Here is a 26,605-nt window from a genome sequence, read left to right as displayed (position 1 = left end):
AGCGTGACGCAAGGGGGGATGGTGGGTCTCGGACCAGGACGGAACTGGAATCATGTCGAGGTAGTGCCGGTGACCGACGGCGCCTGCACGGAACCCGTGGATCTCCACGTTCCGCCACCCACCACTGGGTTCCCCACAGGCTCGGTCACGCTGATTTGCGGGAAGTGCGTCAGATCACTACGGATCGAGCCTCGCACATCCGTCTAACTCATTCAAAGACTGCAGAGTACACGGCGTCGTTCGTTTTGTCGCCACGTGGTAGTTCAAAAAATGCTTGACACAACGCCCCAAGGCCTTTATTTTGCGCACGTTGCTGGCTCTGGTTGTCGACGGGCCAGCCGCACGCGCGCTCATTCTGGGCGAGGCAGATCTTGGCCCTGCCGGTCCCCGGGCAGATCCGCAGTCGAGGTCAGAAGCAGGTCGTGCGACGAAAGGGAGCAACGCAGGCAGATGTGTCCGAGAAACGCAACCGAATCATCGGTGCGCTTGGCCGAACGCGACCCCCGGTAGCCGGTTGCGACCAGCAGAGGCTGCCCAAGGCTGTCGGACCTGCCTCGGCGTGGGTTCGTGGTACCGTGGCATCCTGACTCGCCCACATGACGGGCGCTACGGCCAGGAGGGCCGGAAGTAAGGCACGTGGAGCGTCGAGACCCCCGCCGAAGTTTGGCGGACGCCGCGGGAAGCGTGAACGGCACACTCAGGACGCCGACTCCGAATCCGAGGGGGCCACGCTGGGGGTGTGTCGGACTGCGGGTTTCAGGCGCTGGGCGGTGACTAACGATGTGACAAGACTCACCGCCGGAGTGCGAGTATGTGGATCGGCTCGTTCCGGGCAGGGAAATCCCGGCTGAGCAGGCGCTTTAGCCGGCGCAACAAGTAGCAGGTCCTTGCCTTTCTTCGCCAGGAGGCGATTCAATGAGCAGACTCTTCTGCAGTTTGGCTGGGGCAGCGATCTTTCTGGCGTCGCCCCTTTGCGAACTCGCTCAGAGCGCTGACAACGCCAGCATCACCCCTAGACCCGTCGCGCCCGTTCCCAACCCATGCTCGCGCTTCCAGGCCGGCAGCGTGGTTCAACAGCCGCCCGCCTTGTTCAGCTCCGACGGAGTGCTGAACGTCAGGTTCTCTTACCAGCAGACGACAGATTCGAAGGGTCGGCTGTTGCATTGCTTCATGACCGACACCGGTATCGAGGAACCAACGTTGCATGTGAATCCAGGGGATACCCTGAACATCACGGTCACCAACAACACCCCTGCGTCAGATCTAGGGGAGGTCTTCAATTCTCCTACTTGCGGAGACACCACGGTCGAGTTCACTCCGCCTGCCACCGGCATCACGTCAATCGGTTCTTCCACGAACATCCACTATCACGGCACCAACGTGACACCCCAGTGCGGCGGCGACAACGTGACTAGAACGCTGATCAACTCAGGCAGCACTTTCCAGTACAGCTTTTCGTTCCCGTTGGACGAGCCCCCCGGCCTCTACTGGTACCACCCGCACGTTCACGGCCTAGCCGAGCGCGATCTTCTGGGCGGGGCCTCGGGAGCCCTGGTAGTCTCCGGAATCCAGAACGTGCAGCCCGCCGTCCAGGGACTGCGCTCGAACATTCTGGTACTTCGCGACCAACCACAGTTGAACGGCTTGGCAGAAGCCGGAGGCAACTGCGGCAATGGCGTTCCTTTCCAGGACCTGAGCGTGAACTACGTGCCCGTTGACTCCTACCAGCAGCCGGACGGCACCGTTACTTTTGTCCCCGCCGTTCTCCAGATGGAAAGGGGCGAAACACAGTTCTGGCGCGTTACCAACAGTACGGCGGACACCATCCTCGACCTGGAAGTCGACTATGACGGGGTTCCGCAGACCCTGCGTATCGTGGGGATCGACGCGGTGCCCGTGAACTCGCAGGATGGCACCCAACCCGGCGAACTGATCAGGGTGACCCACTTCCGGCTGCCCGTTGCCTCGCGGGTCGAATTCCTGGTCAAGGCGCCCGCTCCCACAGTGAAGGTGGCGCAGCTGGTGACCGCAAACATCAATACCGGACCCCAGGGCGACTGTGACCCCACCCGGCCCATCTTCAACATCGCCTTGACGGGCACGGGAGAACTGAGGCGGGCCGCCGCCGATGATAGGCTGGGGGCCTTCACGCATTTGAGCACCAGCCAGCGGCGGTTCGGCGGACTCAGCGAAGCGCCCGTGTCTGCTACGCGTGTTTTCCTGTTTAGCGAAAACCAGCCGACCCAGTTTTTCATTACGCAGGTGAGCGCGGGCCAGAAGGAAACGGTCTTCGACAACAACAATCCCCCGGCGGTCGTAACCACCCAAGGGTCCGTGGAGAAATGGATCGTTCAAAACAATGCCCAGGAAAACCATGAATTCCACATGCACCAGATTCACTTCAAGGTTCTCTCCCAGGACAACTTCGAGGCCAACGGAAACCACCCGGCGCCGGGCATCAAGGGTCAGTACCTGGACATGATCGAAGTACCATATTGGGACAAGACGGCAAGTCCAGTGCCACCGCTTCCTCAGGTGCAGCTGCTCATGGACTTCCGCGGGATGGACGTTGGAGATTTTGTCTATCACTGCCACATCCTCTCCCATGAAGACCTGGGCATGATGGCGATTATCCGTGTGAACCCCAGGGAGTAAGCCGGTGCCGCTGCATCGGGGGGCACTTGCGCCCCCCATGCGCCCAGTTTGCTTAAGGAAAAGCACCCTGAAGCCACTCCTGGCATGGGCTCGGCCCACGATCCGCATCCGGCGTTTTGCTCAGCCGACGACTTTCAGGAACTCAAAGACATTGGCAGGATCCGTCACCCGCGATCCGGTGTTCGAGTCCCATCTCGGTGGCGCGCTAGCGGGTGACGGGTTGTCGCCGCGCATCGGCCCCTGCAGGAGCAGGGATGTCGAGGGGGTTATGGTTCGGACAAGACTCTTGGGGTCCTGATATGTCCTTTGACCGAACAACCGGCCCTTCAATGCTGCCGCTGGCCGTGCTGGGGTTCTTCTCTTTGGTTGTCGTGCCAGCCGGCGCCCGCCAGGCGGCACAGCCGCCCGAGAAGGTGGAACCCGGGCAACCTGCAGAGCATGGAAAGCACGAACACCACCACTTGCACCTGCCCCTGGGAGAGGAAAAGTGCGAACCGAAGTTCACGTATGAAGAGGGACCACACGGTCCCAGCCATTGGCCGGGGCTGTGTACGACGGGGAAGATGCAGGCCCCCATCGACATTCAGCAGTCCGCACAGCTGCGCATCTACGACCTCACGTTCAACTATCAACCCGCTGATCTGGACATCATCAACGACTGCAACCACTATCGCGTCCTGGTGAAGTTCCCCGACAACTACTGGCTCACCGTCGGGAAGAAGCCCTATTTCCTGACGGAGCTTCACTTTCGCGAGCCCGGAGAGACTGCCATCGACGGCAAAAGGCCAAGGATGTCTGTTCAGTTAGTGCACTTTTCACCGGAGGGAGTATTCCTGATTATCGAGGTCCCGATTGCGGCCGGCAAAGAGAACCCGGTGATTAAGGCTCTTTGGGAGCGCATCCCCGCCCCGGGCAAGGAGAGCAAGGTCGAGGGCGTCAAGATCAATGCCGCCGACCTCCTGCCCGCCGACCGCCGCTTTTACCGATATCCGGGATCGATGACCACTCCGACCTGCAATGAGGTCGTGACCTGGTATGTGATGAAGAATGCCATTGAGTTGTCAGAAGCCCAGATCGCTGAGTACACGACGCATTATCACAACACGGCTCGGCCCCTTCAGCCATCGAACGAGCGCCCCGTGGCTGAGCGCCAGTAAGGGGACACCGGCAATCTTCCCCTGCTGAGGAGAAGCGTAGTGGCCGGGACTGGAATCGCGGTGCGGGCAACCGACATACCAGCACCGGACCGCACCGAGGACGGCCGCCGTGCGCATCTGTGATGGCCGTGGCCTTCTTCTCGTATTCCTCTCAAATGCCTGGGCGGCACCCTCGGTTGCCTCACAGGTCTTGGATGCCGCTTACCGGGTCAAGCAAGAAACGGCCACCGAGCTCTTAGCGCAGGGCAAGCGCCTGGAAGCGCTCCCTCTCTTGGAAGAGCTAGTGAAAGCCAACCCCACAGACGATGCCATGCTTGTTGCCTTGGCGGCGTCCTTGGTCGATCACGCAGCAACTCTGGCCAATCAAGAGGCGGCGGGAAGGGAACGGCTTCGCGCCCGCAACCTTCTGGACAAGGCATGGGATCTCGGCAATAGGAGCCCGTTGGCGCTGAATCTGTCGGAGCTACTGCGACACCTGCCGGCGAGCGGCGCCATCAAGTTCTCTGACAGCCCGCAAGTGGAAAAGCTGATGCGTGCCGGGGAGGCTGCCTTCTCACGGCGCGACTTCGCCGAGGCCGTCACTGACTACACGAGGGCGTTGGAACTGGAGCCCACGAACTACGCTGCCGCGCTCTTCATCGGCAACGCGTACCACAAGCAGAATCAATTCGCCCAAGGTGCCGCATGGTATGAGCGCGCGATCCAGCTCGACCCGAACGTTGAAACCGCCTATCGCTACTATGCAGACATGTTGGCCCTGGAGGGTGACATGGCCAAGGCGCGGAAGATGCTGATTCAGGCGGTCGTTGCCGAACCGTATAACCGAATGGTCTGGCGCGAATTGCGGGCCTGGGCGAATCTCAATGGCGCCCGCGTCAACGAGGTCTACATTGGTGTTCCTCCCGCGCCAAAGGACTTGCCGACCGCCCATCCGCCGTCGCCGGACGTTGCCAGCGCTTGGCAGGCATACCGCAACGCCAGGGCGAATTGGCAGAGTGGGGGCAGGTTCACGCAGCGCTTTCCCGAGGAGAAAGAAAACAGGCACAGCTTGGCGGAAGAGTCCGACGCTCTCGGTGCTGCGGCCGAGGTGCTCGAGAACCTGAAAGCCAAGGGGACGATCGAGGAATTGCTGACCGCTGACCAATCCGCCAGCCTGCTGCTGACGCTACGGCAGGCCGGCCTGCTTGAGGCTTACGTGCTGTTCAGCTTGGGCGATGGCGGCATCGCCCGCGATTACAGCGCTTATCGGACCAAGAATCGCAACAAGTTAGAAGAGTATTTGGACAAGTTCGTGGTACCGACTGTGCGCTAGCGGCTTTCGGGAAATCGAGATGTTCGCGCCGCACCATCCCGGTCGATTCGTCCCCATCGCGGCTCTTGTCCCGGTCAGCTTGAGCTAGCAGGGTAGGCACGCGGCAGCTGACTGCTGCCATCGAGGGAGCACGCCGCACCAGCTGCTCGGTCGGCGTTCCCGGCCAGCTCCCCCTCGCCAGGGGCTTTGAAGCTTGGCTCATCACTGCGGCTTGATCTCTTTCGTAAACTTGTCCGGGGCCGCGTCAAAGTCCTCCTTGTGGTCCGACGAGCAGAAGTAGTAGGTCTTGCCCTTGTAAGCGGACTTTGGTGCAATCGCCGGGTCGACATCCATTTCGCAAACGGGACAAAGCGGATGCTTCTCCGTGGAGGTGCGTCCTTCGGCGTAGACCTCGTTCGAATCCGGGTTCATCCAGCCTTGGCCCTGATATTCCATCTGATAGGCGGTCGCGGTAGCCACCTCCCGGCCAAAATAGCGTTCGACTACGCGCAGTGCGAGGTCGATGCCGGACGAAAGGCCACCGGCGGTGGCGAGATTGCCTTCTTCGACGAACCTCGCCCCGCGCCTGAGCTGAACATCGGGGAACTCGATGGCGAAGCCGCGGTACCCGCTGTGGTGGGTCGTAGCGGCCTTACCCGAGAGAAGACCCGTCTTGGCGAGCAGAAAGGCTCCCGTGCAGACCGACATGGTGACGTCGGTGTTGCGCGTTGCCTTGCGGATCCACTCCAGCGTCGCGTCGCTTCGCCCACTCTGGGCAGGGATGACGAGGACCTTGGGCGCGGGAGCGGTCGCGAAGGTGTAGTCGGGGACGATCTTCATCCCGCCGCTGGCGCGCACGGGCGTGGTCGTCTCCCCTACTGTGTATAGACGGAACGCCTGGGCCTGGCGGCCGGGGAGGCTGACGTCCTGGAAGACCTCCCAGGGACCGCAGAAGTCGATGACAACTGCGCCCTCCGAAACCAGAAAGGCTACAGGGATTTCACCTTGGGCGGGAGGCTTGAGCGGAAGCGGTTTGACGGGTAGCGTGTTGCGGTCTGGGCCCTTGAGCGTTCCGGCGTCCCCCGAGCGTCCACGAAGGGCCAGCCCCGCTGTAGCGGCCATCACACCAAGTGCCGTCGAGCTCTTGAGCAAGTCTCTTCTCTTCATCGTGTCTCCACTGCGACCACGGGTCGCATGCTTACCCCCGACCCCCCTTACGACGAGCTGCCAGATGGGCTTTGTCGCCGGGCAATGACCAAGACGCGGCCGTTCGCGCCGGGGTTCTCAGCCGCTTCAGCTCCAGGCGGCCCCGGGCCGGCGGGCGCGGACGCTCTGCGCCCGGTTGATGCAGGCTGAAGCGCTTCCGATACTGGCCCGGCGGGATACCGACGCTGCGCATGAAGGCCCGTCGCATGGACTCCGGCGTGCCGAGCCCGCTCATGGAGCAGATCGTCTCCAGGGCCTCCAGCGACTCCTCGAGGAGCCGGCGCGCCGTCTCGACGCGGGCGGAGGTGACGAAACGGGCCGGGGTCATCCCCACCTCACGACTGAAGACCCGGGCGAAGTTACGCGGGCTCATGCCCACACGGCCGGCGAGCGTCTCGACCGTCAGGTCCTCGCGAGGGTGATCGAGGATGTACGTCTGGAGGTCACGGACCGGCTCACGCTCCGCCAACTGCACGGCGAGCTGAGCGCTGAATTGCGCCTGGCCCCCGGGCCGCTGCAGGAACATGACGAGCTCGCGTGCCACGGCAAGGGCGACATCACGCCCCTGGTCCTCCTCCACCATGGCCAGCGCGAGATCCATGCCCGCGGTGACGCCAGCTGAGGTGTAGATCTGGCCCTCCCGAACAAAGATCGGGTCCGACACAACGTCGACGTCCGGATAGCGCTTGGCCAGCCGGCCGCACCAGTCCCAGTGCGTGGTGGCCCGGCGCCCTTTCAAGAGGCCCGCCTCGCCCAGGAAAAAGGCTCCCGTGCAGACCGAGGCGAGCCGCTTGACCCAGCCAGCCTGGCGCCGGATCCAGCGAACCAACGGCGCCAGCGCGCGGTAGCGCTCCGCTCCCTTCCCTCCTGCGATCAGGAGGGTGTCGATCCCCCGGCCAACCTCCTCGAAACGACGATCGGCGTACAGACGAAGTCCCGACGACGCCCGGAGGACCCCCCGTGTCAGTCCGATGATCTCGAGGCTGTAGGCGTCGTCTTCTCGCTTGCCATTGTCCCGAAGCCATCGCGATGTCCGCGAGAAGACCTCGAGCGGCCCCATGACATCCAGCATCTGGACGTCCGGATACGCGAGCATGGCAACCCGCAGCGTCCGCGCATGGGCCAATCCCCCTTTGAGCGATGAGCGCTTCGACATGGTAGAAGCATGCCGCGGATCGGCCCAGGAGACAATGCCAATGTTCCCACACTTTCTGCCATACTAAACCCCGCCCACTCAAGCGGTACCAGGTCCGGCCACCCAGGATTGTCGTACACGCGAACCATCACCGATGAGGGTCTCCACATCCCCTGTGGATGGCGGCGAGAACATCGTAGGATGAGGGCATGAGTGCAAACGGACTGCCGTGCCTCGACCTGCTTGAAGCCACCCCCGCCGTTCTACGCGGTCTGATGACCGGGCTTTCGTACGACGACGTGCGCTGGAAGCCCGCCCCCGACCGCTTCTCGATCGGTGAAGTTCTGGCCCATCTCTCGCACAGCGAGAGCCACTGCTATCGGATGCGGGTCGACCGGTTCCTCGCCGAGGAGCGACCCGCACTCGAACCGGATGACGCGCAGTTTCACCTGGAGCTCTACCGTCGCGCGGACCCCGAAGATTCCTTCGACCACTTCGAGGAACAGCGCGAGACCAACGTGGAGTTTCTACGGGACCTGCCCGTTGGCGCCGGACAGCGCACGGCGCACCATCAGGAGGCGGGCGAGATCACCCTGGAACAAATGATGCACGAGTGGGCCATGCACGACTTGGGGCACATCCGCCAGATCGCCGAGCTGGTGCGGGCGCGCAAACATTGGGAAGCCGCCGGACCGCTTGGCAAATCCTACGAGCTGAAACCGTGAACTTGGTTCGCCCGGTGCCCGACCGCATCGGAAAGGTCCGGACGCCGCCCCGCAGGCCCCGCGAGACCATGACCTCTCGGTCCGCCTCCTAGCCCGAAATCACGCCCAGGCTTCGCGCGATCACGAAGACCGCAATGACGATAACGACGACGCCCGCGACCCGGGCAACGCGATCGGGCCAGGGCGCGAGCCGTTCCGCGGTAATTGCTCCGGCCATTACCGTCATGATCCTCAGATCCATCACGCCCGTCGCCAGCAGGATCAGTATGAACCCGGAGCAGCACAAACTGCACTGCGCGCCGAGGTGGAGGCCGTGCCGCCATGCGCTTGGGGCGTCGGGAGACAGCCGAGGCCCGCAGCCGCATGCGGCCCGACAGTGGCCGAGATGGCGGGCCTTCCACGCCGTGAGCTGAACGCCGCCGGCCAAGAGGAGGACGAGGCCAGTGGCGACGGGCACAAACCGCGCAACCGCCGGCCATCGCATCTCGGCCGCCCCCACCGCGATGCCGACCGGGTACGCCGCTGCCCCGAACACAGCCCATATCGCGAAGTAGCCCCCGCCCACGAGCGTCGTAAGGGCGTCTAGACGAGCCGTCCCCACGCCCGCAACGGAGCCACGGTACCCCGTCAGCATGGGCACCAGAGACGGCAGCATCATGGCCACCATCATCACCATCCACATACCCATGAAGGCAGCGGCCGCGTCCAGCCATGTCTGCCCGGGCATCCTCATCCACGCCATGGACATGGTCCAGCCGCCGGGCATCACCATGCCACCCGACATGGAGGCGCACAAGGAGGTCGTGGCCCCCGCACTCGCGATGAAGAGGAAGGCGCTGGTCCCTAGAAACGTGAGGTTCCGGGTGTCAGTCCTCGTACTTGTCGTGGTAACGGACCCACTCCTGGGTGAACTCCAGACTGTTTTCGTCGCGTCCCTTGGGAACCAGGTCTAGGAAATGGTAAGCGCCGTTCAGCATGTCGATTCCGCGCGCGTAGGACGAGTAGGTGTGAAACACGGTGTTGCTCCCGTCCTTGTAGAACACGCTGACACCTTCACGATCCGCCATATCCATGTTGACCTTCGCGTAGTTGTAGAACACGGTTCCGCTCTGGATCTGATCAGGAGTGAACGATGCCTGATAGTCGTAGTTGAAGTCGGTGTGAGCCGAGGACACCCACTTGAAGGTCCATCCCATCCTCTTCTTGAACGCTTCCAGCTTGGCGAGCGGGGCCCGGGAGATGGCGACGAAGCTCACGTCACGGTGGCTCAGATGGATGTCGATGCCGTTGAAGTTGTCGGCCCAGAACGAACAGTGCTTGCACCCCTCGTCCCAGGAAGGGTTGAACATGAAATGATAAACGACGAGCTGGTTTCTCTTGCCGAACAGCTGGGGCAGTGTCTCCTTGCCGGTGGGTCCGTCAAAGACATAGCTTTTGTCGACCCTTTCCCAGGGGAGCTCCCGCCGCAAACGGCTCAACTCGTCGCGCAGCCGCGTAAGTTCCTTTTCCTTCGCCAGGAACGCCGTTCGCGCGGATATCCACTGCTCGTGAGAGACCACGGCATGGTCCTTAGGACTCCCGCTGCTGCCTTTGCTCATGGCATCACCTCTGCCCCCGAATCAGATATTATGTATTACAGCACCTACTTAAGTGTCTGGTGACCCACCGCCTCGGCCTTTTTCCTCCAAGAGAGAGCGGAGCCGACCCAGATGCTCGCGCCAGGCGCTCTGATAGATCTCCGTCCAATCGTGGAGATCCTTCAGGGGCTCCGGCCTCAGGCTGTAAAGCTGGCTCCTGCCCTGGCGTCGCCGGCCCACCAAGCCCGCCTTCCGCAAGACCTTCAGGTGCTGGGAGATGGCCGAAAACGAGAGTTCGAACCGGTCGACGAGTTCCTGCACCGGGCGCTCGCCTGCCGTGAGGAAGTGCAGAAGCCGTCGCCGATTTGGATCGACGACCGCATGAAAGACCTCCTGGCGAGGCTCGAGCACGATATTGATTATAGTGTAGTGTCTACTTAAATAGCAAGATCCTTCAAACTCGCCACTTTCCCCGGCCAGCCACCCTTGAGGTCCCGCACGATGGGCTCGTCGGCCTCGCCCGTGTGACGAAGGCGAAGGCGCGTGCCCGTCCCGCTCGCGCTCAGCTCGAAGATCACGCGCGTCGGGTGCTCCATGCCCTTCGTCTGCCAGCTCCAGACCATACGCCGGACGGGTACAAGCTCGAGCACCTCGCAGGCGACACTCCCCTCCCAGGAGGTCGGGCAATCGGGCGCGAAGGTGAAGCGCTTGCCCACCTGCGCCTCAAAGTCGTTGGGCATGAGCCAGCGGGCGAGCAGAACCGGGTCCGTGAGAGCCTTCCACACCTCCGGGGGCGGGCTTTCGAGATATTCGTCTATGTCCACGTCCAGCTTCACAAGTGCTCCAGCGACGGACACGGGCCCTCGGTTACGGTCGGGAGGCGGCAGTCCAGTGACGACGATCGCCCTCCCTCCAGAACGAAGGTGAAGAGAACCTCAGGGCTTGCGGTGTGGGAGCGCTCCGCCCATCGCCCAGCCGATCGCCGCGGCGATCGAGTTGATGATGGTGTTGACCACAAACGTTATCGATCGGGAGGCCATGGCCGCTCCGAAGCTCACCTCTTGCGTCGAGTTGAGGGCCCGGGGCGCGTTGAAGAAGGTGTGCAGCCCGAGGGCGTAGGACAGGAAGGTTGAGACGAAGATCACGAGCTGCGAAACCACGCCGATCATCGCGCCCAGGCCGATGGCTCGGCCGATGCTATAGCCCTGAAATGCCCGCGCGAACGCAGCGTGGTGGGCGGATGCGATCGCGGCGAGAGTCACTATGCTGAAAACCTGATGTGCTTTGTCGTACTCGACGCCCGCGAAGCCCAAGGCCCAGCGGCCGACGGTAAACAGCCCCAGAAGCCAGAAATAGAACCGCATCAGGCGAAGGTTCTCGCCCATCGCTCACTCCTTCCGAGAAGGCTCCCGGAGCCCGTCCGCGAACTCCCGGAGCAGTTTCATGTTCGAGGCACTTTTTTCGTACGATGGTCGCCATGCGCCAAGGGCCTCCTCAGCCCCGTCGGCGCATCACGTGGGCCACAAGAGGCGCTTGTCCCTTGGAATTTGCAGAATTCGCACACGGATTCGTACGCCTGGACCGCCAAGGAAGTTCCAGGCCACTCCTGGTGAAGCTTCGCCCGCGTGACGACTTCGACCGGGCCCCGAAAGGACTGTTCTTACAACTTGAGCTTGATTCTGGATTTACGAACCTCACCTACGTCCAAATCCATCCCCAAAAACACCCAAGTGGATGCGGGGCGGGGGGGGCGCTGGACTGTCCATAGGGACTGGCTTCTTGGCGCGGGAGGCTAGCACAAGCAATTCGACCAATCAATTTTGCAAGTGAGGTACCGCCGATTGGTGAGATCGCGTCGCCTAGGCTTGGCTGACAGGACGAACGACTCTGAGTAAGATCCACCAAGAGCCTCAAAGCGAGAAGGGGCAGAGTTTGGCGATCTGGTCTAACTTGTGACAGACAAGGCGCTAGAAGCCGCGCGTAACCGGGTGGTGCGGGACGCCCTGGCACCCCTCGCCGCCGGCGTCGCCATCCTCCAGGGCCTTCTGGCCTTCGGTCACTACCTCTTACCCGGCAGGGCCTCCAGCCTCCTCGCCGCGATCGACGCCGGCTCCGCGGCCCTCTTTGCTGGTTTCCGATTCGCGCTGGGTCGACGGCCCCTTCCCGACCGTTGGGCCCACCCGGTGGCCTTCACTTGGGGGCTTCTCCTCGTTCTCATCGTCCTCGTCCACCTGCGCCTGCTCGCCGATCCGCTTGAAACGCTGATGCTCATGCTGGTCGTGATCGGCGGCGGCTCCTTCATGCTGTCCTTCCCGTGGTACGGCTCGTTCGCGGCCGTGTCCCTCCTGGGCTGGGCCCTCCTCATGGCATCGCTGGGCTTGCCGACCGGCAGCGTCCGCTCCGGCTTCGCCCTCGTGGGCTCGGCCGTGGTCGCCGCGATCATATTGCGGGTCCGCCTCCGTACCCTCCAGAGGCTGGAGACTCTGCGGGAACAGGACGAGGGCCGGCGACAGGAAGTGGAAGACTTCAACCGGAGGCTCGGCGATGCCCTCGCCGAGGTGCTGCGGGAACAGAGCCTGCACCAGACCATCGCGGACAACTTCCCCAACGGTGCCTTTGCCCTCTTCAACAAAGACCTCAAGTACACGCTGGCTGGGGGCCTCGGCCTACCCGCGCTCGGTCTCTCGCGGGATGGCCTCGAGGGCAAGACCCTGCGTGAGCTCTTCCCCGCCGACGTGTCCGATCGCCTGGAGCCGGCCCACCGGGCGACCCTCGAGGGACAGTCCAGCACGCTCGACCTTCCTGTCGCAAACCGGATCTACCAAGTCCACTTCGTGCCCGTGCGGGGCGAGTCGGGAGAGGCCTATGCCGGGCTCCTCATGACCCAGGACGTCACGGAGGCCCGCCTGACCGCGGAAAGCCTGCGCGAATCTGAGGAGACGCATCGCCTCCTCTTCGAACAGAGCCCGCTCCCCATGTGGGTGGCGGACCGCGAGACTCTCCGCTTCCTGGCTGTCAACGAGGCGGCGGTGCGCGAGTACGGTTACTCCCGGCCCGAACTCCTCGAGTTGACCCTAGAGGACGTCCGCTCTCCGAGCCCGAGCTCCGGGGCTCCCCCCGAGCCTGCCGACGACGCGACCGGGCAGGGGATCCCGCGTCCGGAGATTCACCGGAGAAAGGACCACAGCCTATTCGACGTGGAAGTCGTCTCCCACTCCATTGCCTTCGGAGAGTGGCCGGCCCTCCTCGCGATCGTCAATGATGTGACGGAACGCAAGCAGATGGCCGCGGAGCGGGAGCGGATCATCGCCGAGCTCAAGGAGGCCTTGGCGAGCGTCAAGACCCTCCGGGGACTCATTCCCATCTGCGCCTCCTGCAAGAAGATCCGAGACGACCAGGGCTACTGGAGCCAGGTGGAGGTGTACGTACGGGATCGCTCCGAGGCTCAGTTCTCCCACGGCATCTGCCCCGACTGCCGGAAGAAGATCTACGGGAGATGAGCCACCGCCAAGCATCAGGCCCCAGCCCCACGACGAAGCCGCAGCACCAGAGTGCACGGGCGGTAGATCCCTCTTGGCGGCCGGGGGGCGCCCACGAGCGAAAGTCTTCTACCGTCTGTGCTCGGGAGCGCCCTCTTCGCAGGCGTTCACGCGCTGCTCCAGGAATCGGCTTTCCATGGAGTTGCGGGCGAGCGCGAGCGCCGCTCTAAAGTGCTCGCCGGCGATCCGGTGCCTCCCGCGACGAAACTCGAGCTCCCCGAGCGCCGCGGGGTAGAACGGGTAGGCGGCAAGGCGATCGCGGTCTTTGATCGCGCTGAGTTCCTCTAGCCCGCGCTCGGGGCCCTCGTGCTCGGCGACGGCGATGGCTCGATTAAGGGCCACGACCGGTGATGGCCGAATCGTCATCAGCGTGTCGTAGAGAGAGACGATCTGGCCCCACGCTGTCTCCTCCGAGCAGCGCGCCCTCGCGTGAACCGCCGCGATCGCGGCCTCCACGTGGTACTCCGTCAGCTCCTGACCCGAGGCCGAGGTCTCAAGGAGCCTCTGGCCTTCGGCCAGGAGCCCCGCATCCCATAGCGATCGATCCTGGTCGAAAAGCGAGGTGAGGCCACCGGAGCCGTCGACGCGCGCGGGCAGGCGTGCCGCGTGCAGGCACATCAGGGCCGAGAGCGCGAACGTGGATGGCGTCGACGCCAGAGGGTGCTCCCGGAGCAGCGCCCCCAGACGCATCGCCTCCCGGCAGAGGTCAACCCGCACCGCCGACTCCGCTGACGCACCGTGGTAGCCCTCATTGAAGAGGAGGTAGAGCGCCCGCTGGACCGCGGATAGGCGGCCCGACAGATCCGCTTGGTTCGTGAGGTCGAACAGCCTCTTCGATCTCGCTAGCACTTTCTTCGCGCGCCCGATGCGCTTCTCGATTGCGGCCTCGCTGCTCAGGAACGCACTCGCGATCTCGCTCGCTCCGAAGCCGCACAGGATGTGGAGCACCAGGGCGACCTGGGCCGGCTCGCCCAGCCGGGGATGGCAACAGGAGAACATCATGCGCAGTTGATCGTCCTTGATCGCGTGCGCTCCAAAGAGCTCCTCGACGACGGGGGTCAGCGTCCATTCCGTCTCGAGCATCCGCCCGAGCTCGGGAGCAAAAGTGCGCCGGGTGCGATCCCGCCGGAGAACGTCGAGGGCCCGATTCTTGGCGGTCGTCATGAGCCAGGCGGACGGGTTCGCGGGCAGGCCGCGGAATGGCCACACCTCCAAGGCGCGGCAGAAGGCGTCTTGAACAACGTCCTCGGCCAGCCCTAGATTGTGGATTCCGAAGATCCGTGTGAGAACGGCGACCATACGTGCCGCCTCGTGCCGGAATAGATGCTCGCTCAGCTCCACGACACCTTCGTCCTGAAAGCGAGGCGCATTTCGAAAGGGTCTGAGTGCACATCGAGGACGCCGACGCCGAACAGGGCAAGGATACCCTAGAGGCGCGCTTCAACGTCGGCCGCGGACCCGTCCTGCTGGCCGCCATAGCGGCCAGCAGGAGGGTCTTCTGTCCCCTGGGTGGCGTCCTACATCTTCCGGACGGGCCGCACCTCGACGAGACCACCGCTCTCGAGGATCGGGCAGCCGTAGGAGAGCTCCACCGCCTGTGCAAGATCCTTCGCTTCCACGAGCGTGTAACCGCCGACGACATCCTTCGTCTCCGCGTACGGGCCGTCGGTGACGGTCTTCTGTTTTCCCTTTACGACCTTGCCGGTGCGTTCGAGTGGCTGGCCGGGATCCTTGATGTAGCCCTTATCCCCCAGCTCTTTCATCCAGGCCATCCACTTCTGCATCGTCTTCTGTATTTGCTCCGGGGACCCCATGGACTGACGGTGCTCCTGCTCGCCGCTTCGGTAAAGGTAAATGAACTCGCTCATGACAACTCCTCCTTTTGTTCGCCGCTTCACGGGTTAGACGTCTGAGCGGTCAGCGGGCGGACATTTCTATCAACCCCGTGGGCCAGCCCCGTTTTTGGCCTTGGCACTGCTGTTAGTCGGCGTGCCTGCAATGGATTGACACACATCTACTTACGTGCTTCTGGCGCTCGCCCGCGCCCGGATGTTTCAGGCGCGGCTTTCAGGAGGCAGGAGGCCGGGCCCACCTTCCATCGACAAGCCGGAGCCTGGGCAGTTGACGTTTGAGGTCGCGCCGACGTAGAAGAAGCGGCATGAGAAAGCCCTTCATGCCAGCGTTCAATGCCTTGGGCGTCCTGATCGCAATCGCCCTCGCCGCTCCTGCTTCCTCCCGGGATGCGAAGCCCGTGAAACCGGCCGAGAAAGACAAGAAAGACCCCCTCACCGCCGATGCCCTTGCCGGACTCGAGCTCCGCGGGATCGGCCCCGCGCTCACGTCGGGGCGGATCGTCGACGTAGCCGTGGATGCGGCTCATCCCGGCACCTACTACGTGGCCGCCGCCTCCGGCGGTCTCTGGAAGACCACGAACTCTGGCACGACCTTCACGCCCGTATTCGACAAGGAGGGCTCCTTTTCCATCGGTTGCGTGACGGTAGATCCCAAGCACCCCCTCACCATCTGGGTGGGCACCGGGGAGAACAACTCCCAGCGCAGCGTGGGCTACGGCGACGGCGTCTACCGCTCCCTAGACGGGGGCAAGAAGTGGGAGAACCTCGGCCTCAAGGCCTCGGAGCACACAAGCAAGATACTCATCGATCCCCGGGACTCCCAGACCGTGTACGTGGCCGCTCAAGGCCCCCTCTGGGCGCCGGGCGGCGACCGCGGGCTCTACAAGACTACGGACGGCGGCAAGACCTGGAAGGCGGTCCTCAAGATCAGCGAGAACACGGGGGTAAACGACGTCTTGATGGACCCCCGCGACCCCGACGTGCTCTACGCAAGCGCCTACCAGCGCCGCCGACACGTCTGGACGCTCATCGACGGAGGTCCCGAATCGGGCATCTACAAGTCCGTGGACGCCGGTGCGAACTGGAGGAAGCTCGAAAACGGACTGCCCAAGACGGACATGGGCCGCATCGGCCTGGCCATTTCCCCCGCCCGGCCGGACGTAATCTACGCGATCGTGGAGGCCTCGGACAAAGCCGGTGGCTTCCATCGCTCCACCGACGGCGGGGCCAACTGGGAGAAGATGAGCGACCACGGCGCTTCGAGCCCCCAGTACTACAACCGCATCTTCGCCGACCCGAAAAAGGTGGACCGGGTGTATTCCGTGGACGTCTGGATACAGGTGACCGAGGACGGAGGGAAGACCTTCAAGAAGCTGGGAGAGCGCGCGAAACACGTCGACAACCACACGCTCTGGATCAATCCCGAGAACACGGACTACATTCTGGCCGGCTGCGACGGAGGTCTTTATGAGACCTTCGACCGCGGGGCCACGTGGAGCTTCAAGGCCAACCTGCCCATAACGCAGTTCTACCGGGTGGCGCTCGACAACGCACAGCCTTTTTACAGCGTCTATGGCGGTACCCAGGACAACTTCACTCTCGGCGGCCCCTCCCGGACCTCGACCGCGCACGGGATCCTGAACTCCGACTGGTTCGTGGCCCTCGGAGGCGACGGCTTCAAGCCCCAGGTCGACCCCGACGACCCGAACGTCGTTTACGCCGAGTCCCAGAACGGGGGCCTGGCGCGTTTCGACCGCCGCACCGGCGAACGCCTAGACATCCGGCCCCAGCCGGCGCCGGGGGAGCCCCCGCTTCGGCTCAACTGGGACGCGCCGCTCATCATCAGCCCCCACTCCCACACCCGCATCTACTTCGCTGCTCAGCGGCTTTTTAGAAGCGACGACCGGGGCGAGTCCTGGCGCCCGGTGAGCGGCGATCTCACGCGCCAGATCGACCGCAACAAGCTCAAGGTGATGGGCCGGGTGTGGAGCGCGGACGCAGTCGCCAAGAACGCCTCCACGTCCTTCTACGGCAACCTCGTCTCCCTCACCGAATCTCCCAAGAAGGAGGGCCTCCTTTACGTGGGTAGCGACGACGGCCTCATCCAGGTCACCGACGACGCCGGCGGTACCTGGCGCAGGATCGAGCGCATCCTGGGCGTACCCGAGGATACCTATGTGTCCGACCTCCAGGCCTCCCGGCACGACACCGACACGGTCTATGCCGCCTTCGACAATCACAAGAAAGGAGACTTCAAGCCCTACCTCCTGAAGAGCGCCGACCGCGGCAAGACCTGGACGTCGATCAGCGGGGACCTCCCGGAGCGGGGAACGGTCTATACCGTGGCCGAAGACCATCAAAAGCCCGACTTGCTCTTCGCAGGGACGGAGTTCGGGCTCTACGTCACCGTTGACGGAGGCAAGCGTTGGGTGCGCCTCAAGGGCAACCTGCCTACGATCGCCGTCCGGCACCTGGAGATCCAGAGGCGGGAGAACGACCTCGTGCTTGCCACCTTCGGGCGCGGCTTCTACATCCTCGACGACTACACCCCCCTTCGGGCCTTGAGCGCGGAGATGCTTGGCAGGGAGGCCTCCCTCTTCCCCGTGAAGCGCGCTCTCATGTACATTCCCTCGACCCCGCTCGGCCTCAAGGACAAATCTTTCATGGGAGACAGCTTCTACTCCGCCGCCAATCCCCCCTTCGGTGCCGTCCTCACCTACTACCTGAAGGACGAGCTGAAGACGCGGAAGAAGGCACGACGGGCGGAGGAGAAGAAGGTCGAAGAGAAGGGGGGTGACGTGTTCTACCCGAGCTGGGACGAGCTCCGGGCCGAAGACCGCGAAGAGGAACCCGCCATAATCTTGACCGTCACCGACGAGGCGGGCGCCGTCGTCCGCCGGATCACCGGGCCCGTGACCGCTGGCTTCCATCGTGTCGCGTGGGACCTGCGCTATCCCGCCGCGAGCCCGACCGAGCTGAAGCCCCCCGAGGATGAGAACCCCTTCCTCGATCCCAAGCAGGGACCTCTGGTCCTGCCCGGCTCCTACACGGTCTCCATGGCCAAGCGCGTGGGGGGCACCCTCACGCCGCTCGGACAGCCCCAGACCTTCACGGCCGAACCGCTGTGGTCAAGTGCCCTCACCGGCCCGGACCGGGTGGCCCTCCAGGCCTTCTTGAAGAAGGCAGCGCAGCTGCAGCGCAGCGTTCTGGGGTCGGCTGAGGCGGCGAAGGAAGCGCAGAAACGCCTTGACTATCTGAAGCTGGCGCTCCTCGACACCCCGGGTGCGGATCCCAAGCTGGCCGAGGAAGCGCGGGCCCTAGAGGGCCGCCTGAAGGACCTCTCGGTCGCGCTGAGCGGCGACACCGTGGTGCAGAAATACAACGAGCCCACGTCGCCTTCAATCGAGGACCGGGTGCAGGGCATCGTCAGCGCGTATTGGGGCACCACGTCGGCTCCCACCGCAACGCACCGGAGGGCCTACGAGATCGCATCCGGGGAATTCACGGACGTGCTCGGCAAGCTGCGTGTGCTCCTCGAGAAGGACCTCTCTTCCCTGGAGGCCCGAGCCGACAAGGCGGGGGCGCCGTGGACACCCGGCCGGATTCCAACCTGGAGCCCGGAATGAGGCTGGCTGGGCCTCGCGGCGGGGCTTTCAGCATCGCCCTACGTCGCCCACGGGGTTGATACGAACAGATCCTACGGCCGCGCAAACCAGGGACGATGGCAAGGACGGCCGGAATGACTGTGTTCCTTTTCGAGGCCGGACAGGTCCAGCGCCTGCAGGAGAGGCCCAGTAGGAAGCCGGCGGTCACGGTCGGGTCGAGCGAGCCGTTCTCCGCGGCCTCCGTGGCGAGCCCTGGGGGCAGAAGCAGGGCCCTGCCTTGAGGCGCGTTGGTCAATATCCAACGACGCTTCCGATCCGCTTGTCACTTGTCCTGGGCCGCCGTTTCACTCCCTGCGGCTGGGCGAGGCTCGGGAGTCTTGCTCGGGTCCGGCTTTCTGCTCACACTGATCGACACGGCCACGTCCCAGGCGTTGTGGATTCCGATGAACAGCAAGAGCATTGATATCGTAGCGACGCCGTACAGGCTTTGCTCTACCCGACGCCGGATCAGAAACGCCATGACCAGCAACGCACCATAGACCAACGTCGGTAGACTCACATGCCAGAGCCAATCCTCGCCAACCGGAACGTAGCGGCTTCCGAGGCGGCGCATGCTCACTCCGACGAGCACGCCATAGATCAGGCCCGCGACGCCCGCGGCGCCGAAGGCGAGACTCAGGCTGGTCAAGTTCTGCCGGGGAACGCTCAGGAAGGCCGCCAACGCCAGCACGGTGCCAAAATGCACGATGGTGGGCGTGACAAAGGCGCGCATGCCGCTACTGGTCATACCACGCCCATTCGCGGCCAGCGCGATGACGACGAAAGTAAGACCCATGAGCCCGGCCGCCGCCGAGCCGGTGATCACGTAGAAGTTGGCCCAATCCGTGAGCGCTGACAAGGCCGTCATGCTAGCTCCGCCTCGAGTACGCCGGCCATCTAGTCTTCGCGTGAACGTCCATATCGCACGGCGCGCTCAAACACCAGGCGTTCGCGTCATCCTATGCGACGCAAAATACCACACTCGCCTTGAGCTGTAGAGACAGCTGTCTGGGCGGGGCGTTGTTGCGCGAGAAGATCGTGACGAGAGTCGGGTTTCAACCGCCCTACTGCGTGACGATGAGCGTCCCGGTCATCATGGGATGGAGCTTACATCCATAGGTGACCGTCCCTGCCGCGCTCAGGGTAATGGGCACGCTCGTCATCCCCGGGATGATCAGCCCTGTGTCGAACGAGCCGCTAGTGGCTGTGTGCCCCGGCGAGGTAGCGAAGTCGGCATTTTGCCAAAGGATCGTCTGGCCCACCCGAACGCTCGCCGGGTTCGGGGAGTAGGACATGTTGCCGGCCTGGCTCACTATCTTGATGGTGAGGGGACTCGGAGTCGGAGTCGGCATGGGAGTCGGAGTCGGCATGGGAGTCGGAGTCGACCCGGGAGTGGGGGTCGGCGTGGGACTCGGGCCCCCCCCCACCCCGGGGGTTGCCGAAGGCTGGGGGGCGACGGGAACGGGCGTGATCGCTGTGAGGGGCGCGGGGGTCGGGGTCGGCGTAGACGTGCCGACGGGCGAAGGCATGGGAGCGTTGTCTTTGCAATTTCCGATCAGCGCCGCGGCCGCGATACTCAGAACCAACGCCCCCACAGCCGGGAAGCTCTGTCGACTGGCCATGAATCCCCCTGCGATGCACGAAGGACGACCCACACCTCATTCTAGCAAGTTGGGTCGCCTCCCTGAGCGAATCAAAATCGGGCCTCCAAGTGGCGTTCATACCCGTCAGGAATGGTCGTGAGGTCCCGTGAATCGCACCCTGCCGACGCTGCGGGTCACTGCTTGTCCTACCGAGATTCGTCTAGGAAGCCGACGAGCTCGGGAATGACCTGCTCCGGCGCTTCGTCCATGAGCCAGTGCCCCGAGCCCTTGATGACGACTCCCTTCACGTTCGTGGCGACGAGGCGCGCCTGATCGATCAGGAACTGCCCGGAGGCCTTCTCACCCGTTAGCACCAGCACCGGCATGGAAAGCTTGGCTGCGCTCAGCTCGGCGAAGTCGCGGCCGTCGCGCTCGAAGTTACGGAAGTACTCGAAGCCCGCCCGCATGCCCCCCGGCTGCGCGTAGGCCGCCGCGTAGAACTGCCGGTCCACCTCGGACACGGAGTGTTTTGGATCCGCTGCAAAGTCATTCCAGAAATGCTCGAAGTAGAGTCGCTCACGGCCCTTCACCAGCGCCAGCGGAACCTCGCCATAGAAATGGAAATGCCAGAGATCGCGCATGAGCCAGACGTCCTTCCAGTTCCCGATGCCGGGCAGGAACGCGTCCATCAACACCACGCGTTCCGTGGCCTGGGGGAACTGGGCGGCGTAGGCGTACGCCACCATCAGCCCGATGTCGTGGCCCACGATGCTCACGCGCGCGAGCCCCAGGGATGACGTCAGCTCGTGGATGTCCACGGCCATGTTCTTCTTGTCGTAACCCGACTCCGGCTTGGCCGATGCGCCAGCGCCGCGCAGGTCGGGGACGATGACGGTGTGACGTTCGACGAGCCGCGGGAGTGTCCGAAGCCACATGTGCCCGGTCTGGGCATATCCATGGAGCAGGACTACCGGGCTGCCCTTGCCGCCAATCAGGTAGTGCAGCCGCGTGCCATTGACATCTGCGAACCGATCGGAGAAACCCGGGCTTGCTGGGCTGGTCGCTCCGACAAGGGATGAATATCCGAGCATCAGCACGCCGCTGACGACAGACGCAACGGTGGCTTTGGATGACGCTAGTGGCTTGAGCATTGGATTCTCCTTTGCCGGTCCCGGGACGATACACGAGATTTGAGTCGCCGTCCTTGACGGCCGGCATCGGTCAAAGCGTCGGCAAGAGCCCCATCGCTCCACGCGCTCTACGTCAAGCCCGCTTGGTCTGCCCTGGGGGTACCGAGGGTGTCACGGTACTGCGAACGGCTGGGTCCCAATTTGCCGCCCGGCAAGCGTCACCGCTGAGACGCAACTGGCTCATAATCAGCGTGTTATGAGGCGAGCGGTCTTGTCGGCGTGTACGGTCGACTCGCTCAATTGCACCGTCACACTGCGGTCTCCGAGCGCGGGAAGACTCTTGTCCCGGGCCGTCAATGCGTGCGATGCTCCCGGACAGTTTGGCACGACCCACTTTTCTCTTATGAGGTAGTCATGGCCTGCAATCCCCAGGAGCTAAAGCACGTCCCTCTCTTCGCCCTCCTCGACGACGAGGAGACGGCCGTACTCGCCGCCCAAGTCGAGCTGAAGAGGTTCGCCCCGCGCGAGCGAATCTACAAGGCTGGCGATGAAGGGGGTCGAGCCTACGTCATGGTTTCGGGGCGGGTTCGCGTCACGACCATCGACCAGGACCACCAGGAAGTCGTTGTCGACGAACCGGGGCACGGCGAGTTCTTCGGCTTCGCATCCATGCTGGAGGGTACACCCCATCAAACCGATGCTCTCGCTCTAGAAGAGACAGCTTGCCTCGAGGTCGACCGCAAGGACATAGCGGTTCTCCTGGAGCGCAAGCCCCTGGCGGGGATGGACATGCTGACCGTGCTTGGCCGACAATTTCACGCGGCGCAGCAGCTCGTCCGCGTCCGCGCCAGCCGAAATCCCAACGTCATAATAGAAACCGCAGCGATGCTCGGCGAGCGAGTCGCTGACCAAGTCGCTCGCTTCGGCGGCTCATGGACGTTCATCATCCTCTTTGCCATCGTCGTCGCCATCTACTCGGCAATCAACGTCTCTTTAGGCAACCGCGCCTGGGATCCCTATCCCTTCATCCTTCTGAACCTGTTCCTCTCCATGCTGGCGGCCATCCAGGCGCCGGTCATCATGATGAGCCAGAACCGGCAGGACACGAAGGATCGGCTGCGCGGCGAACTGGACTATGAGGTCAACCGCCGCGCCGCGTCGGACATCCAAGGCCTGGCCAACAAGATGAACCTCCTCGGTGAGCACGTCGGCGACATCAAGGACCTCTTGAGCAGGATCCCTCCCCCGAGCCGTCATGCGGAGTCCGCGCAGTAGCCGCCTGCCGGTTCGACATTGGTGTGACAGTCGAGGACCTGCATCAAGAGCGGCTCCAGGGGAAATCGAATCGAGGAATGGACCCCGACTCTCCGCCGGAGGCCCTTGCCCTTAGAATGGTGGCGATGATTCCTCGGCGGCGTGGTGGTTTGTGATGGGAGGGGGTTGCTGTTTGAGGCCGCTTGGTTTGTCTCTGAGCTCCGGGCCGAGGTTCCGGGCACGGGCACGAGGCCTCACGACTGCGCTCGCCGCCCTTCTGGCGCTTGCGGGTAGCATCGTCTTCGGGGAGCCCTTGCAAGGTCGAGTGAGTGGGATTGTCATCGACCCAAGCGGCGCGGTGGTGCCCGGGGCGAGCGTTGCTCTGACCCATGCAGACGCCGTGGTCGGCTCCCTGAAGACCGACGCCGACGGTCGTTTCCTCTTCGAGCAAGTCACCCCCGGCAAGTATGAGGTGGAGGTGCGACTCGACGGGTTCAAAACCGCCCGGGTGCGCACCTCCGTCGGAAGGGGTTCGAGCCCCCCCCTCAGCATCCCCCTCGAGGTCGCTCCGGTCGCGGAGGAAGTGACGGTCGGAGATGGCGGGCTCTCGACCCATCCCGGCGAGAATCGCGATGCTGCCACCGTGGATCGGAAGCTGCTGGACGGCCTGCCCGTCTTCGATCAGGACGTCATCGGAACCCTCTCGGCGTTTCTCGACCAGGGAGCAATCGGCTCCGACGGCGTCTCCCTCGTCGTGGACGGGGCGGAGGCCAACCGCGTGCTCGTGTCGGCCTCCGCCATCCAAGAGGTCCGGATCAACCAGAACCCATACTCCGCGGAGTACTACCGACAGGGCCGGGGCCGGATCGAGATCGTCACGAAGAAAGAGGAGCCCGAGTACCACGGAGAGCTGAACGTGCTCTTCCGCGACTCTCCTCAACGCTCGAAACCCGCTCGCTCCGGAGAAGGCTCCCGAGCAGCGCCGGGTCTACGAAGGGAACTTGTCGGGACCCATCGGGCAGAGCAAGACAACGACGTTCCTCTTGACCTTGGACCGGCAGGAGGAAGACCTCCAGTCGATCGTGGTCGCCGCCGGCCCGAGCGGCGCGATCCGGGCCAACGTGGCCACGCCCCAGAAGACGACGGAGTTTTCAGCGCGGCTCACGCGGCAGTTCGGGGCGAAGCACACCCTCTGGGCTCAGTACGCCCTCGAGGACCGCGCGCAGACGAACCAGGGGGCGGGGGGCTTCACGCTGCCCCAGGCGGCGGCCAATTTCGCCTATCACGAAGACGACCTCGACCTGAATGACCGGATCGCATCCTCAAGAATCGTGAACCAGATCGTTCTCCATTTCGAATGGAACCACGGCTCCACCACGAGCCTCAATCCGGGAACACGGATCGTTGTCCAGGACGCCTTCACCACGGGGGGCGCTCAGGCCGACCAACGGCAGACGGAGATGGACTTCAAGCTCTTCGACACCTTCTCCTGGATGCTCGGGAAGCACTTGCTGAAGGCGGGCATCCAGGCGGCGGAATGGAGCCACCGGACGTACAACGATCTTTCGAACCGGGGGGGGACGTTCTTCTTCTCGAGCCTTGCCTCCTACCAGGCGGATCAGCCCTACGCGTTCACGCAACAGACAGGGAACGGTTTTGTCCCCCTCTTTCAGGAAATCGTCGGCGGCTTCGTCCAGGACGAATTCCAGCTCAGCCAGAACGTCTCGCTGGCCGTCGGCGGCCGGTATGACTACCAGAACTTCCTCCGCCAGGGTCACCTGGTGCCGCGGGTCTTCGCCGCATTCGCACCCGGGAGTGGGAAGAGGGTCGTGTTGAGGGCCGGGGTCGGCCTCTTCAACGACCGCTTCCCCCCGGTCGCCTTCGCGAACCTGCTCCAGCACGACGGATCGCACTTGAACACCTACCTTGTCTTGAACCCGTCCTACCCCGACCTCGGGGGCACGGGCCTCCTGGCGCAACCACTGAACCTCGTTCGCTTCGCGCCGACCATCACGACGCCATACACGATCCAGTACAGCTTCGGGGCGGAGTGGGCGGTCGCGCCGGGGACAACGGTGTCCGCCACCTACCGAGCATCGCGCGGCGTCAGCCTCCTCCGTTCGCGCGACGTGAATGCGCCGGCGGGCCCCTTTTACTCGGCGCGCCCGGACCCCACGTTGGGGCAGGTCCGGGAGATCGAGACGGCGGGGCGCCAGATGGGTGACGCCCTCGAGCTCAGCTTCAGGGGGAAGATTGGGAAGAGGTTCAACGGACTGGCTCAGTACACGCTGAGCCGGACCGAGAACAACACGAGCGGCGTCAATTTCTTCCCGGCGAACAACGGCGACCCCTTGGGAGAGTGGGGGCCCGCCGATTTCGACCAGCGGCATCGTCTGAATCTTCTGGGCACGGTGGACTTGCGGTGGATGAAGCTGGGGATCGGACTGAACGCGGCCTCCGGAAAGCCCTACACCCTCACGACCGGGATCGACAGCAACCATGATGGCTTCGCGTCAGACCGCCCCTTCGGAGTGGGGAGGAACACCCTCCGGATCCCCGGCTACGGCAATCTCGACCTCTCGTTGACCCGGGAGATCCCGCTCGGTCCAAAGAGGGGTGAAAAAGGCCCCTCCGCCAGGCTTGGTGTGAGCGTCTTCAACGCCTTGAACTCCTTCCACACGGCCACGATAGAGGGGGACGAAAGCTCCCCCTTCTTCGGCCAGCCGATCGCCGCGTTGCCGGTCCGACGGCTTCAACTCTCCGGCAGGGTCAGCTTCTAGGGTGTAGCTCGCCTGAGCCGTCACGCCGCGCGCGATCAACTACGGCCCCCCGGAGGCCCGTGGGGGGGCACGGGGAGGGTCAGGGCCTGTCCGCGAGCTAAGATCGAATGGCACGCACCGGACAGACCGCGGCCCACCACATGCTGGGTGGTGGAGCCGAAGAGCATGATGTCGATGGGGCTCCGCCCGTGGACGCCCATGACGATGAGGTCGGCCGCGCGTTCGCCGGCGACGCGCAACATCTCTCGATAACCCTTTCTCGCCACCAGCACCTCCTCGGACCTCGCCTGACCACCTCTAGTGTAATGCTTCGGAGTTGGCGAGGGACGCGCCCGGGCTGGTTGCGAGAGCAGAGGCCCGGTGCGCCCTCTTGATGAAGGCTGAGCACGAGAGTGGCGATTTGCGCCTACAGGTTCCGGGCGTACCCGACGCCGCGGCAGCAGCGCCGGCTGGCCCGGGAGTTCGGGGCCGCCCGCTGGGTCTATAACCGTGGCCTGGAAACGATCTCCCGGGCCTGGCGCGAGCGGCAGGAGCGGGTCACCGGTGTGGATTTCTCTCGCCAAGTGACCAAGCTGAAGCAGGCCGAGGTGCCCTGGCTAAAGGAAGTCTCGAGCTACGTGCTCACACAGTCGCTTCGGGACCTGGACCGGGCCTTTAAGGCTTTCTATGCCAAGCGGGCCCGCTACCCCCGCTTCAAGAAGCGGCGCGGGGAGCAGGCAGTCCGCTATCAGCTCGATAAACGACTCAAGAATTCCTATGTCGCGGGGTCGCGCCTGGTCCTGCCCCGCCTCGGGGCCGTGAAGCTTGTCTGGTCACGGGTGCCACCTGGGCGGCCGAAGATGGTGACCGTAAAGCGCGATGGAGCGGGGCGCTACTTCGTGTCCATGGCCATGGATCGGGAGACCATACCCCTCCCCACGGTCGATCGTGTAGTGGGTTTGGATGCGGGGCTCTCTGCGGCCGTCACCTTTGACGACGGTACCAAGGTCGCGCCGCCCCGGTACTTGGAAAGGAGGCTGAAACAGCTCAAGAGGCGGAGTCGGGATCTCTCCCGTGCCAAGAGGGGCTCGCGGGGA

At 63.9% G+C, this 26,605-nt stretch carries 22 protein-coding genes; 9 read left to right on the top strand and 13 right to left on the bottom strand.

Features of this window, described 5'->3' with window-relative positions; translation table 11 throughout:
- Positions 1–915: 915 nt before the first annotated feature.
- The 3 genes from VN461_23565 to VN461_23555 all read left to right on the top strand — a co-directional run bounded on the left by VN461_23565 (position 916) and on the right by VN461_23555 (position 5,124).
- Positions 916–2,655, top strand: a complete 1,740-nt coding sequence (locus VN461_23565) for a multicopper oxidase domain-containing protein (protein ID HXB57760.1) — start codon at positions 916–918, stop codon at positions 2,653–2,655.
- Between the two features lie 299 nt (positions 2,656–2,954).
- The gene (locus tag VN461_23560) at positions 2,955–3,812 is read left to right on the top strand and encodes a carbonic anhydrase family protein (GenBank protein HXB57759.1); all 858 of its coding nucleotides are present in this window, start codon (positions 2,955–2,957) and stop codon (positions 3,810–3,812) included.
- Positions 3,813–3,921: 109 nt separating this feature from the next.
- Positions 3,922–5,124, top strand: coding sequence for a tetratricopeptide repeat protein (locus VN461_23555; GenBank protein ID HXB57758.1), 1,203 nt, complete (start codon positions 3,922–3,924; stop codon positions 5,122–5,124).
- Between the two features lie 201 nt (positions 5,125–5,325).
- On the opposite strand, the gene VN461_23550 is transcribed toward VN461_23555, so the two are convergent.
- Positions 5,326–6,270: a DJ-1/PfpI family protein gene (locus tag VN461_23550; protein ID HXB57757.1), complete on the bottom strand. Its 945-nt coding sequence runs from the start codon at positions 6,268–6,270 to the stop codon at positions 5,326–5,328.
- Positions 6,271–6,301: 31 nt separating this feature from the next.
- Complete coding sequence (locus tag VN461_23545; protein HXB57756.1) at positions 6,302–7,465, bottom strand: DJ-1/PfpI family protein; 1,164 nt, start codon at positions 7,463–7,465, stop codon at positions 6,302–6,304.
- A 188-nt stretch (positions 7,466–7,653) separates the two neighbouring features.
- Here VN461_23545 and VN461_23540 point away from each other — a divergent pair, with 188 nt between their 5' ends.
- Positions 7,654–8,169, top strand: a complete 516-nt coding sequence (locus VN461_23540) for a DinB family protein (protein ID HXB57755.1) — start codon at positions 7,654–7,656, stop codon at positions 8,167–8,169.
- Between the two features lie 88 nt (positions 8,170–8,257).
- Here VN461_23540 and VN461_23535 read toward each other — a convergent pair whose 3' ends face one another.
- The 5 genes from VN461_23535 to VN461_23515 all read right to left on the bottom strand — a co-directional run bounded on the left by VN461_23535 (position 8,258) and on the right by VN461_23515 (position 11,131).
- Positions 8,258–8,917, bottom strand: a complete 660-nt coding sequence (locus VN461_23535; protein ID HXB57754.1) for a DUF2182 domain-containing protein — start codon at positions 8,915–8,917, stop codon at positions 8,258–8,260.
- Positions 8,918–9,035: 118 nt separating this feature from the next.
- Positions 9,036–9,767: a thioredoxin family protein gene (locus VN461_23530; protein HXB57753.1), complete on the bottom strand. Its 732-nt coding sequence runs from the start codon at positions 9,765–9,767 to the stop codon at positions 9,036–9,038.
- Positions 9,768–9,815: 48 nt separating this feature from the next.
- The gene (locus VN461_23525; GenBank protein HXB57752.1) at positions 9,816–10,157 is read right to left on the bottom strand and encodes a metalloregulator ArsR/SmtB family transcription factor; all 342 of its coding nucleotides are present in this window, start codon (positions 10,155–10,157) and stop codon (positions 9,816–9,818) included.
- Between the two features lie 26 nt (positions 10,158–10,183).
- The gene (locus VN461_23520; protein ID HXB57751.1) at positions 10,184–10,582 is read right to left on the bottom strand and encodes an SRPBCC domain-containing protein; all 399 of its coding nucleotides are present in this window, start codon (positions 10,580–10,582) and stop codon (positions 10,184–10,186) included.
- A gap of 99 nt (positions 10,583–10,681) precedes the next feature.
- Positions 10,682–11,131: a hypothetical protein gene (locus tag VN461_23515; protein HXB57750.1), complete on the bottom strand. Its 450-nt coding sequence runs from the start codon at positions 11,129–11,131 to the stop codon at positions 10,682–10,684.
- A 567-nt stretch (positions 11,132–11,698) separates the two neighbouring features.
- Between VN461_23515 and VN461_23510 the strand changes: the two genes are divergently transcribed.
- A complete protein-coding gene (locus tag VN461_23510) occupies positions 11,699–13,246 on the top strand; it encodes a PAS domain S-box protein (protein HXB57749.1) in 1,548 nt (515 codons plus the stop codon).
- A 108-nt stretch (positions 13,247–13,354) separates the two neighbouring features.
- On the opposite strand, the gene VN461_23505 is transcribed toward VN461_23510, so the two are convergent.
- A complete protein-coding gene (locus VN461_23505) occupies positions 13,355–14,626 on the bottom strand; it encodes a DUF6596 domain-containing protein (GenBank protein HXB57748.1) in 1,272 nt (423 codons plus the stop codon).
- A 176-nt stretch (positions 14,627–14,802) separates the two neighbouring features.
- Complete coding sequence (locus tag VN461_23500; GenBank protein ID HXB57747.1) at positions 14,803–15,153, bottom strand: YciI family protein; 351 nt, start codon at positions 15,151–15,153, stop codon at positions 14,803–14,805.
- 290 nt (positions 15,154–15,443) lie between these two features.
- Between VN461_23500 and VN461_23495 the strand changes: the two genes are divergently transcribed.
- Positions 15,444–18,764, top strand: a complete 3,321-nt coding sequence (locus VN461_23495; protein HXB57746.1) for a glycosyl hydrolase — start codon at positions 15,444–15,446, stop codon at positions 18,762–18,764.
- Between the two features lie 301 nt (positions 18,765–19,065).
- On the opposite strand, the gene VN461_23490 is transcribed toward VN461_23495, so the two are convergent.
- The 3 genes from VN461_23490 to VN461_23480 form a co-directional block, all read right to left on the bottom strand.
- The gene (locus VN461_23490) at positions 19,066–19,650 is read right to left on the bottom strand and encodes a hypothetical protein (protein HXB57745.1); all 585 of its coding nucleotides are present in this window, start codon (positions 19,648–19,650) and stop codon (positions 19,066–19,068) included.
- Positions 19,651–19,846: 196 nt separating this feature from the next.
- Positions 19,847–20,134, bottom strand: coding sequence for an amicyanin (locus tag VN461_23485; protein HXB57744.1), 288 nt, complete (start codon positions 20,132–20,134; stop codon positions 19,847–19,849).
- Between the two features lie 437 nt (positions 20,135–20,571).
- Complete coding sequence (locus VN461_23480) at positions 20,572–21,456, bottom strand: alpha/beta hydrolase (protein ID HXB57743.1); 885 nt, start codon at positions 21,454–21,456, stop codon at positions 20,572–20,574.
- A gap of 453 nt (positions 21,457–21,909) precedes the next feature.
- Here VN461_23480 and VN461_23475 point away from each other — a divergent pair, with 453 nt between their 5' ends.
- Both VN461_23475 and VN461_23470 read left to right on the top strand, forming a co-directional pair.
- Positions 21,910–22,770 carry a DUF1003 domain-containing protein gene (locus VN461_23475; protein HXB57742.1) on the top strand — a complete coding sequence of 287 codons (861 nt, stop codon included), beginning with the start codon at positions 21,910–21,912 and terminating at the stop codon, positions 22,768–22,770.
- Positions 22,771–23,750: 980 nt separating this feature from the next.
- Positions 23,751–25,529, top strand: coding sequence for a hypothetical protein (locus tag VN461_23470; protein ID HXB57741.1), 1,779 nt, complete (start codon positions 23,751–23,753; stop codon positions 25,527–25,529).
- Positions 25,530–25,564: 35 nt separating this feature from the next.
- Here the strand turns inward: VN461_23470 and VN461_23465 are convergent, their stop codons facing one another.
- Positions 25,565–25,882, bottom strand: coding sequence for a universal stress protein (locus tag VN461_23465; GenBank protein HXB57740.1), 318 nt, complete (start codon positions 25,880–25,882; stop codon positions 25,565–25,567).
- A 39-nt stretch (positions 25,883–25,921) separates the two neighbouring features.
- Between VN461_23465 and VN461_23460 the strand changes: the two genes are divergently transcribed.
- On the top strand, positions 25,922–26,605 hold a 684-nt coding region (locus VN461_23460), incomplete at its 3' end, for a transposase (protein ID HXB57739.1).

It is taken from the genome of Vicinamibacteria bacterium (assembly GCA_035570235.1).
Classification (GTDB): Bacteria; Acidobacteriota; Vicinamibacteria; order Fen-336; family Fen-336; genus DATMML01.
Note: the sequence above shows the minus strand (reverse complement) of the source record. Positions and strands in the feature narration are given on the sequence as shown.

Excerpts from the sequence above, each read along its gene's own strand:
- VN461_23565 (HXB57760.1), top strand. The coding sequence starts at position 916 with ATGAGCAGACTCTTCTGCAGTTTGGCTGGGGCAGCGATCTTTCTGGCG.
- VN461_23560 (HXB57759.1), top strand. The coding sequence starts at position 2,955 with ATGTCCTTTGACCGAACAACCGGCCCTTCAATGCTGCCGCTGGCCGTG.
- VN461_23550 (HXB57757.1), bottom strand. The coding sequence starts at position 6,270 with ATGAAGAGAAGAGACTTGCTCAAGAGCTCGACGGCACTTGGTGTGATG.
- VN461_23545 (HXB57756.1), bottom strand. The coding sequence starts at position 7,465 with ATGTCGAAGCGCTCATCGCTCAAAGGGGGATTGGCCCATGCGCGGACG.
- VN461_23540 (HXB57755.1), top strand. The coding sequence starts at position 7,654 with ATGAGTGCAAACGGACTGCCGTGCCTCGACCTGCTTGAAGCCACCCCC.
- VN461_23535 (HXB57754.1), bottom strand. The coding sequence starts at position 8,917 with ATGTCCATGGCGTGGATGAGGATGCCCGGGCAGACATGGCTGGACGCG.
- VN461_23530 (HXB57753.1), bottom strand. The coding sequence starts at position 9,767 with ATGAGCAAAGGCAGCAGCGGGAGTCCTAAGGACCATGCCGTGGTCTCT.
- VN461_23515 (HXB57750.1), bottom strand. The coding sequence starts at position 11,131 with ATGGGCGAGAACCTTCGCCTGATGCGGTTCTATTTCTGGCTTCTGGGG.
- VN461_23500 (HXB57747.1), bottom strand. The coding sequence starts at position 15,153 with ATGAGCGAGTTCATTTACCTTTACCGAAGCGGCGAGCAGGAGCACCGT.
- VN461_23495 (HXB57746.1), top strand. The coding sequence starts at position 15,444 with ATGAGAAAGCCCTTCATGCCAGCGTTCAATGCCTTGGGCGTCCTGATC.
- VN461_23490 (HXB57745.1), bottom strand. The coding sequence starts at position 19,650 with ATGACGGCCTTGTCAGCGCTCACGGATTGGGCCAACTTCTACGTGATC.
- VN461_23485 (HXB57744.1), bottom strand. The coding sequence starts at position 20,134 with ATGCCGACTCCGACTCCGAGTCCCCTCACCATCAAGATAGTGAGCCAG.
- VN461_23480 (HXB57743.1), bottom strand. The coding sequence starts at position 21,456 with ATGCTCGGATATTCATCCCTTGTCGGAGCGACCAGCCCAGCAAGCCCG.
- VN461_23475 (HXB57742.1), top strand. The coding sequence starts at position 21,910 with ATGGCCTGCAATCCCCAGGAGCTAAAGCACGTCCCTCTCTTCGCCCTC.